Genomic DNA, 13301 nt, shown 5'->3' on the forward strand with positions numbered 1-13301 from the left:
GGTCGACGACGGGGCCGGGCAACGTCCGGAGTCCGGGCGACGACCGTCCCGCAGTCGTGGTGCCGCCGCGCGGTTGGGGCAGCGTGACGATCGGCAGCTGAGAGGGCGAGCGGATGCCGCGCCCCGCCGTGGGGCGTGGCACCCTGTGATCCACACGGGGATCGCGGCGGGAGAACCCTCCGCAGACGCCCGTGTGGAGGAGCAGTGGCGGACTGCGCTCTGCCGTTCGTTCAGGGACGCTGGCAAGGTGGCAGCGGGGTAGGTGTCGGTGGTCGGGGGCGGCGCTGGGGCACGCCCAGTCGCTTCGTTGCGGTGGTGAAGCCGGCGGGCGGCTCGGGAATATCGACGGCTCGATGCTTGCAGAAATCGAACATATATTCTAAACTCAACACATGAGTCATCCCACCTCGCATCCCGATCCCGAGTGGGCGGGGTGCGCCGACGGCGGCGAAGACGAGTTCGTCCCGCCCGTGCCGGACGCCGTCGACTTGGTGCTCGAATCCGCCACGATGCTCGCCGTGTTCGCCGCTGAGCGACTGCGCAGAATCGAGGCGATGCGGCGTGAGGAGCTCGCGCCGATCCTCGGCAGAGGGTCGGGCGCGGTTGAGATGGCAGAGCGGTCGATCCGGCTGGAGCTCTCCGCAGGGATGCGTGTCACCGAGTACGCGGCCGGGCGCCTGCTTCTCCAGGCCGACGCTCTGGTCAACCGCTATCCGCGTGCTCTTGACGCCCTGTCGGGGGCGCGCATCACCGAGAAGCACGCCGAGATCTTCGTGGACCTCGTCGACCAGGTCACGCCCGAGCTGCGAGCCGACATCGTCGACCGAGCTATTGCGCTCGCCGAGGCGGAGCCGGTCGGAACCTTCCGGCGTGGCCTCCGCGACCTCATTGCGCGGGTCGAGAGCACGACGCTCGAGGAGCGTCACGCAGCGGCAGTCGGCGGTCGGCGTGTCGTGGTCGAGTCCGGTGCCGACGCCATGGGTCTCCTGCTGCTGCATGGTCCGCAGGTCGAGCTGCACGCCATCTTCGGTCGCGCGACGGCGATGGCCAAGGTGATCAAGGCCACGCCGGGCGAGACGCGGACGCTCGATCAGATCCGCGCCGACATCGTCGCCGACCTTCTCATCGACGGCACGACTGAGCACCTTCCGGCCGCCGCGTCGGGCATCAGGGCGTCGGTCGTCGTGACCGTCCCCGTGCTGTCGCTCCTCGACGACGACGCTGCCGTGGCCGGTGACCCGCCCGTGGTCGAAGGGATCGGGCCGATCCCGCTGTCGCGCGCGAGGGAGCTCTCCGGCGGCGATGGGAAGTGGATGCGGGTGCTCACGCATCCCGAGACGGCAATGGTGCTCTCTGTCGGTCGGGACCGGTACTCCCCGCCGGCCGCGCTGCAGAAGCTGGTGAAATGGCGAGCGGATCGTTGCATGGGTCCGGGCTGCGGAATGCCGGCCTCCCGGTGCGAGGTCGATCATCAGATCAGATGGGCTGACCAGGGTGAGACGGCACTCGAGAACAACGCCCCGCTGTGCAAAGGTCACCACCTCGTGAAAGACAACACCGACTGGGTCGTCACGCAGCTCCCAGGATCCGGTGGTGCTCTCGAGTGGATCTCGCCCACCGGCCGGCGCTATGTGGTGCAACCGGAACGCAAAGTCCCGGTCTTCCACAGCGCCGGTGCCAGCGCGGACGACGCGAGCAGCGCACCGTTCTGATGGGACGGGACTCGCGGGGCGCGTCAGGGTAGATGGGGCGCCCGTGCTGTTCCGGCTCCGACGCGTGGGTCACCTCGGCTCGGACGCGTGGGTCAGCTCCGCTTGGACGCGTGGGTCACCTCGGCTCGGACGCGTGGGTCAGCTCCGCTCGGACGCGTGGGTCACCTCGGCTCGGACGCGTGCGCCACGCGGGCTTCGTTGGCGACGTGCGCCACGCCGGGCTTCGCTGGCGACCTGTTCCTCGTCTTGGTGTTCTGGTTGACTCTCACACTGTGTCAGGGCCGAATGTGGACTCCACCATGTACACCATCGGAGACTTCGCGGCGATCGGGCGGGTGAGTGTGCGGATGCTGCGTCACTACGACGCGATCGGCATCCTGCCTCCGGCGCACGTCGACGATCGCACCGGGTACCGCCACTACGCAGACGCGCAGCTGGCCGACCTGCTGCGCCTCGTCGAACTGCGCGAGCTCGGCTGCGGTCTTGATGTGATCGGCAGTGTCCTGTCTGCCCGCGATCGGTCCGCGGCGATGCGCGAGGCGCTGTTGCAGCGACGCCCGCAGCTCGAGGCCTCGATCGCCGCGGATCAGGATCGGCTCGCGCGCATCGCCGAACGTCTCCGCGCCTTGGAAGGAAACGCCATGTCCGCTGTCGAATATCGTCCGATCGACCCCGTCACCGTCTACGCCGTCGAAGGGCGCGCACCGGGGATGGGGCCGGAGAACGTCTCACCCGTGATCGGCCCCCTGCTGGAACGCCTCGATGGGGCACTCGGTGCCGCGGGCCGTGCGCTGCATGAGCCCGGTGTGTTCTGGTACGAGACCGTGCCCGACTCCGAGGAGCTCGCGGTGCACGTGAGCTACACGGCAGACCCCGAGCCCGTCGAGGGCGACGGGTACGACGTGGTCGCATTGCCTCGCATCCTTACGGCCGGCGTTCTCACACACCGCGGAGACATGCCGAGCATCGGCAGGTCGTGGATGACGCTGATGAGCCAGGTCGTCGACGACGGCTATCGCATCGTCGGCCCCACGCGCGAGGTCTACGTGGAGGCGGGGCCCGAGCTTGATCAGTCGGAGTGGGTCACCGAGCTCATCGTTCCCGTCGAGAGGGCCTGAGGCCCCACCGGACGAGGCAACCGGTCCCAGGACCGGTGAGTGCGCCCAGCGCGTACGCAGGATCGTGGCGAGATCGACGACTCCCAGATCAACGCGCCCACGACGGCGGAGATGACCCAGGTCATGGCGATCAGCATCAGCCCGATGCTCAGGCCGATGCCGCTCCATATGGGTAAGCGCATAAGTCAGCGGAGCAACCTCATGGTTCACAGTCGCATCGAACGCGTCCCCGGTGAGCTCGTGGAGCGGGAACGCGGCAAGGAAAGTCATCGGCTCTGACCGTCGCATCGCGTCAGCCCGCGAGCCCGTGGAGCAGAAAGGCGCTGAGGAAACTCATCGGCTCTCACTGTCGCATCGCGTCAGCCGGCGAGCTCGTGGAGCGGGAACGCGGCAAGGAAAGTCATCGGCTCTCACTGTCGCATCGCGTCAGCCGGCGAGCTCGTGGAGCGGGAACGCGGCAAGGAAAGTCATCGGCTCTGACTGTCGCATCGCGTCAGCCCGCGAGCCCGTGGAGCAGAAAGGCGCTGAGGAAACTCATCGGCTCTCACTGTCGCTTTCGCGTCAGCCGGCGAACTCGTGGGCAGGGAACGCGGCAAGGAAGCTCATCGGCTCTCACTGTCGGATCACGTCAGCCGGCGAGCTCGTGGAGCAGGAAGGCGCCGAGGAAGCCGATCGTCGCCCACAGCCCCGTGAGCGCGTGCTGCTCGTCGAAGGCCTCGGGGATCATCGTGTTGCACACCATCGCGAGCAGACCCCCGGCCGCGATGGTCGTGATGAGCGCGATGAGGTTCGGCGACGCCGCCTGGAAGGCCAGGAAGCCGAGCACCGCCGCGACCACCGTCACCAGGGCGATACCGCACCACAGCAGTGCGACGAAGCGCCCGGTGGATCCGCCGCGCTTGAGCGCCGCCGTCGAACCGAGCCCCTCCGGGATGTTGCTGATCGCGATCGCCGCGACGATCGGGATGCTGATCCCGCCCTGCAGCACCGACAGACCCATCACGATGGATTCCGGGATGCCGTCGATCAGCGCCCCGACGGCGATCACGACGCCCGCGCTGCTCGCAGCCCCCGCGACGGCGCGACGCGCGGCGATGTTGGCGGGCGGGTCGGCGGCACCGGCAGTGCGATCCGTCTGATCGGTCGGAACCGGCTTGGGCTTACGCGGCCGAGAGATGAGCTGGTCGGCGACGATGTACAGGATCGCGCCGCCCAGGAATCCTGCCGTCGTCGGGATGAGACCTCCCACATCGGCGGCCTCCTCGACGAGCTCGAACGCGAGCGTCGAGATGAGCACCCCGGCGCCGAGCGCCATGATGCCCGCGACGATCCGCTGCGGGATGTCGACGAACCATGCCACCCCTGCGCCCACGAGCAGCGTTCCGCCGCCGATGAGCCCGCTGAGCGCGGCGAGCCAGACGCCATCCATGGCGCAAACCTAGTGGTCGCGGTCGTCGAGCGCGGGAGGTGCGACGAGACGCGCGCCGGCGTGGCGGGGGCGTTCGAGGGGTTTCGTCTCACTCGTCCACGCTCGCGCGCTCAACGGCCCGCGAACGGAAGGGGAGCTGGCGAACCACTGGCGCGGGACCCCCGGCGGAACGCGTCCGCCGGGGGCATGTGATCGCGCGTGGGCTCAGACGGTGGCGGCCTCGCGGGCGCGCAGGTCCTTGCGGAGGATCTTGCCCGCGGTCGACTTGGGGATCGCGTCGATGAACTCGACGCGACGCACCTTCTTGTGCGGCGCCACGTGCTCCGTGACGAACGCCATCACCTCGTCCTCGGTGAGGCCGGAGTCGGGTGCCGGCACGATGAAGGCCTTGGGGATCTCCTGCTTGTCGTCGTCGAGCACGCCGATGACCGCGGCATCCATCACCTTCGGGTGACCCAGGAGCAGCGCCTCGAGCTCGGCGGGAGCGATCTGGTAGCCCTTGTACTTGATCAGCTCCTTCACGCGGTCGACGATCGAGAAGTATCCGCCCTCGTGGTACACGGCGATGTCGCCGGTGTGGAGGAACCCGTCGGCGTCGAGCGTCTCGGCCGTCGCCTGGGGCTGGTTCAGGTAGCCGAGCATGACGTTCGGCCCCTTCACCCACAGCTCGCCCGGCTTCGTCACGCCGTCCGTACCGACCTCGGTGATCTCTTCACCGGTCGCGGTGTCGATGAGCTTGTTGAGGGTGTTGGGCAGCATGATGCCGACCGAGCTCACCGGGATGTCGTGGCGATCGTTGGGCATCGCGTGCGAGACGGGGCTCAGCTCGCTCATGCCGTACCCCTGCATCATTCGGGCGTTGATGCGACGACCGGCGGTCTCGGCGGTCTCGCCGTCGAGCGGAGCGGCGCCCGAGAAGACCGTGTGCACGCTCGAGATGTCGAACTGGTCGACGACCGGGTGCTTGGCCAGCGCGACCGCGATCGGCGGGGCGATGTAGAGGTAGGTGCACTGGAACTTCTGGATGTTGGTGAGGAACTCGACGAGGTCGAACTTCGGCATCGTCACAAGACTCGCCCGTTGCCGCAGCGCCAGGTTGAGCAGCACCGTCATGCCGTAGATGTGGAAGAACGGCAGCACCGCCAGCACGCGGTCGCTCGAGCTGAGATCGAGCGCCACACGACACTGCGCCACGTTCGCGACGAGGTTGCGGTGGGAGAGCATCACACCCTTCGGCACGCCGGTGGTGCCCGACGAATAGGGCAGCACGGCGACGTGCGTCGCGGGATCGAACGACACCTGCGGCGCCGGCGCGCCCTCGGTGAGCAGCTCACGCAGGTTCGGATGCCCGGCGGCACCGTCGAGCACGATGACGCGGTCGTGGGGGATGCCGACGGCCTCGGCGGCGGTCGCGGCCTGGGGGAGCAGCGGACTGACCGTGATGAGCCAAGTTGCCCGGGCATCCCGCAGCTGCTTCTCGATCTCGCCCGCGGTGTACAGCGAGTTCACCGTCGTGACCGTCGCACCGGCACGGAGGATGCCGTGGAACACCGTCGCGAACGCCGGGACGTTCGGGCACAGCATCCCCAGCACCGTGCCGACACCCACGCCGCGCGCGGCCAGCGCACCCGCGAACAGATCGACCTGCGCGCGCAGCGCACCGTACGTGGTCTCGGCGCCTGTGGCCGGATCGATGAGCGCGACGCGTCCCAGATCCTCGTCCGTCAGGCTCGAGAACAGGTAGTCGTAGATGCTGAGCTCGGGGATCTCGACATCGGGGCGGGGGCTGGTGAACACCGGATCTCCTTCGATCGGGGCTGCGGGAATCGCCGTCCGGCGCGCCCTGGGCCCGCCGTGCGACCATCATGCCACCCCGACCCCGCAACCTGGCACGCGATTCCGCGAATCGTGGAACGCAGTGTCAGCCGCGGGGGCCGCCCGCCGGACGCTCAGGCCCGACGCCCGACCGCGTGGCGGGCAGGCGGGCGCTCGCGGGAAAGCCGCGCGCGACGCCGGCGGCCAACACGGCGGCCGGGGCGCACGCGAGCCCGACCACCAACACGGCGGGCAGGGTTCACGCACAGCCCATGGGAGGCGACGCCGCCGCCGTGACGGCAACCTGGCGCGCGTGCAGCGTGCGGCGCGCGCCGATGCGGGCGGCGTCACGGCGCCAGGCCGCACGCGGTGGGCTGAGGCGGTGGGCTGACGCGGTGGGCTGACGCGGTGGGCTGACGCGGTGTGCTTACGCGGTGGGCTGCTCTCAGCCGGCGAGCGCGTGCTGGCGTCCGCCGGCGGCCAGCCGCTCGGCCGCGAGACCCTCCGCCGCCTCGAGCGGGGTGGTGCCTCGCGACTCGGCCTCGTCGAAGATCCGGCGCACGGTGTCGCCGATCTGCCCGACCCGTTCCATGATCTCGGCGCGGGTGCCGAGCTGCTTCGCCTCGAGGTCGAGGTAGATCACCCCGCCGGCGTTCACCACGAAGTCGGGGGCATACAGGATGCCGCGACCGGCGAGTCGCGCCGCGCCGCTGTGATCGGCCAGCGGGTTGTTGGCGGGTCCGCACACGGCCTTCGCGTCGAGCGTGTCGATCACGTCGTCCGTGAGGAGCCCCCCGATGCCCGCCGGCACGAACACATCCGCCGGAACGAGGTGCTCCTCGCCCGGGCTCACCCAGTCGGCGCCGAGCTGTGCCGCCAGATCCCGCTTGGCCGGGTTCACATCGGTCACCGTGAGACGCGCGCCCTCGGCGGACAGGCGGACGGCCAGGCGACTGCCCACCTGGCCGAGACCCGAGATCGTGACGCGGCGGCCAGCGACGTCGGCGGTGCCGGCGACGCGCTCGAGCGTCGCACGGAGGGACTCGTACACGCCGAGGCTGGTAGGACCGGCGGGCTCGCCCGACCCGCCCACCGCGTCGGGCAGCCCGACCACGTGCTCCGTGCGCTCGCTGACGACGAGCATGTCGTCGGTCGTCGAGCCGACGTCCTCAGCGGTGCGGTACAGGCCGTGCAGCGACTCGACCGCGTCGCCCAGATCGAGGAACGCGGCGCGGCGCCGGTCGGCATCGAGGATGGTGCCGGGCGGTAGAGCGATCACCGACTTGCCGCCGCCGGCGTCGAGCCCCGCCGCGGCGTTCTTGAGCGTCATGGCGGCCGACAGCCGCAGGGCGTCGCCGAGGGCGTCGCTCCAGTGCGGATACGTCCACAGGCGGGCGCCGCCGAGAGCCGAGCCCAGAACGGACGAATGGAGTGCGACGGCGATGAAGAGGCCGCTTCGCCGTCCGGTGATCACCTCGACCCGCTCGTGTGCGAAATCGGGCAGGGGCAGGGAATGCACGGTGTGCGTCATCGCGGTACTTTCTTCGGCGGGCCTCGTGGGCGTTGCGCGGTGGATGACGCGGCGTTGCGGCATCCACTCCCCATTGCACACCGGATCGCCGGATTGTTCAAGCCTACCGCCAGCGAGTGCGCAGATTGCGCTGTGCCGAGTCAGGGGATTGCGCATGCGTCAGCACGGTGCGCGCCCTCGATAGCATCGACGAATGCCCGACGCCTACACTCACGGTCATCATGAGAGCGTCCTGCGGTCGCACCGCTGGCGCACGGCCGAGAATTCCGCCGCCTACCTGCTGCCGCATCTTCGACCCGGTGTCTCGGTGCTCGACGTGGGAAGCGGACCGGGCTCGATCACCGCGGATCTCGCCACGCGTGTGGCGCCCGGTCGTGTCGTGGGGACGGACGCCTCCGCCGACGTCGTCGCACAGGCCGCCGCCGACCACACCGTGCCCGGTCTGTCGTTCGAGGTGGGCGATGCCTACGCCCTGCCGTACGCCGATGGCGAGTTCGACGTCGTGCACGCGCACCAGGTGCTGCAGCACGTGGACCGGCCCGTCGACATGCTGCGGGAACTCGGTCGCGTCGCGGGCGATGACGGACTCGTCGCCGCACGCGACGTCGACTACGAGGGCGTGATCTGGTACCCGCTCATCCCGGCGCTCGACGAGTGGCTCGCCCTCTACCTCACGACCCACCGGAGCGTGGCCGGAGAGCCCGCCGCTGGGCGGCGCCTGAAGGCATGGGCGCAAGAGGCCGGGCTCACCGGCATCCGTGCCACCGCGTCGCTGTGGCTGTTCGAGGACGAGTCCGACCGCGCCTGGTGGGGCGGGATGTGGGCCGATCGGGTGCTGCAGTCGGCGTTCGCCGATTCGGCGCGCGCGACGGACGCCGATGACGCGCAGCTGCAGCGCATCTCGGACGGCTGGCGGGAGTGGGCCGCCGCCGAGGACGGCTGGCTGCTGATGCCGCACGGCGAGATCCTGGCCCACGGGCCGCGTCGTCAGGCTGCCCGGTGACGACGCCCGCCTCGCTCCCCGCCCGCAGCCGTCTCGTCCACGACGCCATCCGTGCCGTCGGCATCACCGGCGACATCGTCGTGCTCCCGGATGCCGCGTCCACCGCAGCGCTGGCGGCCGCGGCCCTCGGGATCGAGGTCGGCGCGATCGCGAACAGCCTGGTCTTCTTCTGCGACGGCGCGCCGCTCCTCGTCATGACGAGCGGCGCCCACCGCGTCGACACGGCGGCGCTCGCCGAGCGTCTCGGACTCGGGAAGATCCGGCGCGCCACGCCCGAGCAGGTGCGCGAGGCGACCGGCCAGGCGATCGGTGGCGTCGCCCCCACGGGGCATCCGTCGCCGCTGCGCACCATCGTCGACGAGGACCTCGCGGGCTATCCCGAGATCTGGGCGGCCGGCGGCACTCCGCACACCGTCTTCCCGATGACCTACGACGAACTCGTGCGGCTCACGCAGGGGACCGTCGCGAAGGTCGACTGAGCAGGCGAACCCCCTCCGGTTGCGACGTCCCTTGACGGCCGGCCGCGCGTGGCGTAGATGTTGACCGTTCGTGTCGCGCCTACGGGGGAGGGATCCCGCCGCGACCCGGTCTTCGCTCACGCGTGACAAAGGGGAAGCAACATGATCCGTCAGCTCGCCGTCGCCACCACTGCAGCATTGACGCTCACGCTCCTGGCGGTGACCCCCGCCATAGCGAGTCCCGAGCCGCCCCCCGCCGAGGACGTGCTCGCGGTGTACACCGGGACGGTGGATGCCGCGGGACTGGACGCCATCGTCGACCTCGGCGTCGACCGCCACGAGGTCGTCACCACGACGAGCGACGTGCCAGGACAGGTCGGGGTGCAGGTGATCCTGAGCCCGGAGCAGGCGACGGAGCTGGCGGAAGCGGGAACGGCCCTCGAGCAGAAGCAGCCGGGCGCGCAGCGCCGCACCCTGGCTGCGGGTGACGGGGTGTTCCGCACCTACAGCGGCGAGGGCGGCCTGCTCGAGGAGATCATGGGCGTCGCGGCGGCGCACCCGGAGTTCGCCGAGTTCCGCGTCATCGGCGAGACGGTCCAGGGACAGGACATCGGTGCGGTCCGTGTCACCGACAACGTCGGCAAGCAGAAGGACGGCAAGCGCCCCACGACGATCTACGTCGGCGCCCAGCACGCGCGCGAGTGGATCACGCCCGAGATGGTGCGACGCCTGCTCCACCACATCGTGACGTCGTACGGCAGCGATCCGCGCATCACCGAGATCGTCGACACCACCGAGCTGTGGTTCGTCCCGGTCGCCAACCCTGACGGGTACGACTTCACGTTCGAAGAGGGCCGGCGCCTCTGGCGAAAGAACCTGCGTGACAACAACGGCGACGGCACGATCGGCACCGGCGACGGCGTCGACCTCAACCGCAACTTCCCGACGCGCTGGGGCTACGACAACGAAGGCTCGTCGCCCAATCCCGCGTCCGAGACGTACCGCGGACCCGCCCCGGCCTCCGAACCTGAGACGCAGGCGCTCGACGGACTCTTCGCCGACCTCACCGCACAATTCCTCGTGAACTATCACTCGGCCGCGGAGCTGCTGCTGCACGGCATCGGCTGGCAGGTCGCCACGCCGTCCCCCGACGACGTCATCTACGAGGCGATGGTCGGGGACGACGCGAACCCGGCGGTACCCGGCTACGACCCCGACATCTCGGCCGAGCTCTACACGACCAACGGCGACACCGACACGCACGCGCAGGAGGCGTACGGCACGCTCGGCTTCACGCCGGAGATGGCGACATGCGAGTCGGCCTCGAACTCGGTGCCCGACGACGAGTGGGAGGCGGCGGACTGCGACAGCGGCTTCAACTTCCCCGACGACGAGGACCTCATCCAGGCGGAATTCGAGAAGAACATCCCCTTCGCCCTCGCCGTCGCCGAATCCGCGAAGGACCCGAACGACCCGGTGTCGGTCGTCGGGCGCGACGCCGAGGATTTCCGCGTCGACTCCTTCGCGGTGTCGTACGGCGACCCGCAGACGGTGGCGGTGTGGGCCAAGCGCGACATGGTGCACAAGGTCGCGAACTACCGCATCAACGGCGGTCGCACGCAGGTCGTCCCGGTGAAGGAGTGGGAGGGCGGTGAGCGCTACGGCGACGAGAACGTCGACTACTACGGCGAGTACCGCGCGAAGATCACGGGGACCGAGCCTGGCGACACCGTCGAGGTGTGGTTCAGCGCGCGACCGTCGGGGCGCGACATCGCCGCCGACCACTCCGTCAAGCGGATCGAGAGCGAGCACTTCACGTACCAGGTCGCACAGGACAGCGGGAACTCGGTGCTCGTGATCGCCAACGAGGACTACACGGGCGTCAACCCCGAGGAGACCCCGACCGGCACGGGACCGAAGTATCTCGATGAGCACCTCGCCGCGCTCGAGGCGAACGGCGTGACAGCGGATGTGTGGGATGTCGACGCCAGCGGCGTTCCACACGACCTGGGTGTGCTGAGCCACTACGACTCGGCGCTCTGGTACCTCGGCGACAACCGCCTGACGCAGGATCCGGAGGACGTGCTCACCGAGACGTACGCATTCGGCGAGCTCACCGATCTCTCGGTCGCCGAACGGCAGCAGTACCTCACCATCGCCGTTCGAGACTTCCTGAACGAGGGCGGCGAGCTGGCGCTCGCGGGCGAGACGGCGGCCTACTACGGTCAGCTGGGCGGGGCGCTCGGCGGCATCTACTACGGCCTCGACGGCGCGCCCGACCAGGACTGCGTGGTGACGTCGGACTTCTTCGCCGACTGCCTGCTGCTGGCCGACGACTTCACCCAGTACTGGCTCGGCGCCTACGACCGCACCCCGGTGGCGGCGGCCGGCATCCGCGGCACCGCGGCCCCCCTCGAGGGGCTGGAGGCGCTGTTCGGCGGACCGGCGACCGTGGACAACCCGATCGACGAGCTCGGTCAGTTCACACCGACGAGCGATGTTCTGCCGGTGGCGGAGTTCCCGCAGTTCGAGAGCTGGGCTGCCGCCGAGTACCAGAGCCCGTCTGGTCCGTTCATTCCCATCGAGGGCGAATGGGCGATGTTCGCCCCCCACATCGACGATGGCTATCAGCGGCTGTCGCGGACCTTTGCCGTGCCCGAGCTGGCGGCGGGGAGCACGGCGACGTTCGACGCGCAGATCTCGTACTGGACGGAACTCGGCTACGACCACGTCATCGTCGAGGCGCGTGCTGCGGGAACCGACGTCTGGACGACGCTTCCCGATCTGAACGGGGGGACCTCGAACGTTCCCCCAGCCGAGTGCGAGGCGGGCTTCTTCGTCTCCGAGCACCCGCAGCTCGCGAACTACCTCACTCTGCCCACGGGTGCCGGTCCCTGCACCCCGACCGGTACGACGGGGGAGTGGAACTCCTTCACCGGCAACTCGGGCGGGTGGACGCCGGTCTCGTTCGACCTGTCGGCGTACGCCGGCGAAGAGGTCGAGATCGTCGTCAGCTACGTGACCGACCCCTTCACCGGTGACGTCGGCCTGATGGTCGACGACACGGCGCTGGTGATCGACGGGACGGCGACCGAGGCGGAGGGCTTCGAGTCCGGCACGGGGGCATGGACGGTTCCCGGGGCGCCCGAGACGAGCCCTGGCAACGCGAGCGACTTCACGCGCTACGACGCCGCGGGTCCGTTCTACAGTGCGACGGCGACACCCGCGACGCTGCTCTTCGGCTTCGGATTGGAGCAGCTGGACTCGGATGCGGCCCGAGCGGAGGTGGTCGGCAGGATCCTCGCCCACTTCGCGGATTAACTCAGGAGGGGCGGATTGACTCAGGAGGGGCGGATTGACTCAGGAGGGGCGGATTGACTCAGGAGGGATCGGGCTCAGGTGCGTCGGCTGCGTCCGATGCGCCGCTCGAGCTCGTCCGAGGCGGCACGGGCCGCGGAGGCCAGTGCCGACGGGAGATCGGCGTCCGGGCGCTCGTCCGCCGACCACGTGAGCGCGACCGCGGCCGCGGGCCAGCCCGCGTGGTCGCGCACCACCACGCCGATCGATCGCGTGCCGAGGGTGACCTCGCCGTCCTCGACCGCGTAGCCGCGATCGCGCACCTCCCGCAGCACGTCGCGCAGCTCGCCGGGCCGGCGGGGACCGCGGCCGGTGCGGTCGGCGAAGGCCGCGGCATCCGGGAACAGCGCCCGCACCTGCTCGCGCGGCAGCGCCGCGAGCATCGCCCGGCCAGTCGCCGTGAGGTGCGCGGGCAGGCGGACCCCGACGTCCGTCACGAGTGCGGGCCGCCGCGGCGCCCGCTCCTCGACGATGTACAGCACGTCGCGGCCGTGCATCACGGCGAGGTGCGCGCTCTCGCCCACTCGATCGACGAGGTCGGCCAGCACGGGACGCCCGAGACGCGCCAGCGGCTCCTGTCGGGAGTAGCCGCCCGCCAGTTCGAATGCGGCGATTCCGAGGCCCCACCGTCGCTCCTCCGGCAGGTGCACGACGAACTGGTGCTCCTGCAGGGTCGCAAGCAGGTGGTAGACGGTGGAGCGCGGGATCTCGAGCGCCGTCGCGATCGAGCGCGCGGGGGCGGGACCGCGCTGGCGCGCCAGGAACGAGAGGATCCGCAGCGTCTGGTCGGCGGCGGGCACCTGCGGGCGCGTTTCCGAGACCCGGTCGGGGAGAGGCGATGCGGTGTCTGGCATGACAGACACAGGATGTCACGACCC

9 protein-coding genes are annotated in these 13301 nt (G+C 70.0%); 5 read left to right on the forward strand and 4 right to left on the reverse strand.

What is annotated here, in order from left to right; translation table 11 throughout:
- Window positions 1-392: 392 nt before the first annotated feature.
- Together B2K11_RS12165 and B2K11_RS12170 are read left to right on the forward strand one after the other, a co-directional pair.
- A complete protein-coding gene (locus B2K11_RS12165) occupies window positions 393-1712 on the forward strand; it encodes an HNH endonuclease signature motif containing protein (RefSeq protein WP_204260107.1) in 1320 nt (439 codons plus the stop codon).
- A 299-nt stretch (window positions 1713-2011) separates the two neighbouring features.
- Entirely contained in the window at window positions 2012-2830 is an 819-nt protein-coding gene (locus B2K11_RS12170) for a MerR family transcriptional regulator (protein ID WP_163618556.1), read from the forward strand.
- A 628-nt stretch (window positions 2831-3458) separates the two neighbouring features.
- On the opposite strand, the gene B2K11_RS12175 is transcribed toward B2K11_RS12170, so the two are convergent.
- The 3 genes from B2K11_RS12175 to B2K11_RS12185 all read right to left on the reverse strand — a co-directional run bounded on the left by B2K11_RS12175 (window position 3459) and on the right by B2K11_RS12185 (window position 7605).
- Window positions 3459-4259, reverse strand: coding sequence for a ZIP family zinc transporter (locus B2K11_RS12175; protein ID WP_163618557.1), 801 nt, complete (start codon window positions 4257-4259; stop codon window positions 3459-3461).
- Between the two features lie 204 nt (window positions 4260-4463).
- Window positions 4464-6056: an AMP-binding protein gene (locus B2K11_RS12180; protein WP_163618558.1), complete on the reverse strand. Its 1593-nt coding sequence runs from the start codon at window positions 6054-6056 to the stop codon at window positions 4464-4466.
- Between the two features lie 463 nt (window positions 6057-6519).
- A complete protein-coding gene (locus B2K11_RS12185) occupies window positions 6520-7605 on the reverse strand; it encodes a Glu/Leu/Phe/Val dehydrogenase family protein (protein WP_163618559.1) in 1086 nt (361 codons plus the stop codon).
- 193 nt (window positions 7606-7798) lie between these two features.
- On the opposite strand from B2K11_RS12185, the gene B2K11_RS12190 reads away from it, so the two are divergent.
- From B2K11_RS12190 to B2K11_RS12200, 3 genes are all read left to right on the forward strand, one after another.
- On the forward strand, window positions 7799-8608 hold the full coding sequence (locus B2K11_RS12190) for a methyltransferase domain-containing protein (RefSeq protein ID WP_163618560.1): 810 nt from the start codon (window positions 7799-7801) through the stop codon (window positions 8606-8608).
- Window positions 8605-9087 (forward strand): YbaK/EbsC family protein, encoded by a 483-nt coding sequence (locus tag B2K11_RS12195; RefSeq protein WP_163618561.1) that lies wholly within the window; start codon window positions 8605-8607, stop codon window positions 9085-9087. The genes B2K11_RS12190 and B2K11_RS12195 overlap by 4 nt, the downstream gene beginning before the upstream one ends.
- A gap of 141 nt (window positions 9088-9228) precedes the next feature.
- Entirely contained in the window at window positions 9229-12387 is a 3159-nt protein-coding gene (locus B2K11_RS12200; protein WP_163618562.1) for a M14 family metallopeptidase, read from the forward strand.
- Window positions 12388-12461: 74 nt separating this feature from the next.
- Here the strand turns inward: B2K11_RS12200 and B2K11_RS12205 are convergent, their stop codons facing one another.
- Window positions 12462-13277 carry an IclR family transcriptional regulator gene (locus tag B2K11_RS12205; RefSeq protein WP_163618563.1) on the reverse strand — a complete coding sequence of 272 codons (816 nt, stop codon included), beginning with the start codon at window positions 13275-13277 and terminating at the stop codon, window positions 12462-12464.
- Between the last annotated feature and the right edge of the window lie 24 nt (window positions 13278-13301).

The sequence above is a fragment of the Microbacterium sp. B35-30 genome (assembly GCF_010634855.1).
Taxonomy (GTDB): Bacteria; Actinomycetota; Actinomycetes; order Actinomycetales; family Microbacteriaceae; genus Microbacterium.